Annotated in this window: 1 protein-coding gene; it reads right to left on the bottom strand. The window is 71.8% G+C overall.

Annotated features, from left to right (window positions below; all coding sequences use genetic code 11):
• Positions 1-245: uracil-DNA glycosylase family protein (locus ACEN88_RS36030; protein ID WP_413347173.1), on the bottom strand; the 245-nt coding region annotated here is incomplete at both ends.

Genomic DNA, 245 nt, shown 5'->3' with positions numbered 1-245 from the left:
ACCTCGCGTTCGAGGTAGGGACGGCACGCGGCCGCCTCCTGCGGCGTGGGCGCGCGCTCGCCGCCGTTCGGCGTCGTCGGGCGGCATTTGATGAGGTTCGTCACGTAGACGTCGCGCTCGCGGCCCATGCCGACGGCGGCCAGCATATTGTCCAGCAGCTTACCGGAATCGCCCGCGAGCGGGACGCGCGCCTTTTCATCGGCAGCCGTCGTAGCGCCGGCCGCGACGACCCAGCGCGCCTGCTT

Origin of the sequence: Massilia sp. CT11-108, assembly GCF_047302915.1 — a bacterium.
GTDB lineage: Bacteria > Pseudomonadota > Gammaproteobacteria > Burkholderiales > Burkholderiaceae_D > Telluria > Telluria orientalis.
Note: the sequence above shows the minus strand (reverse complement) of the source record. Positions and strands in the feature narration are given on the sequence as shown.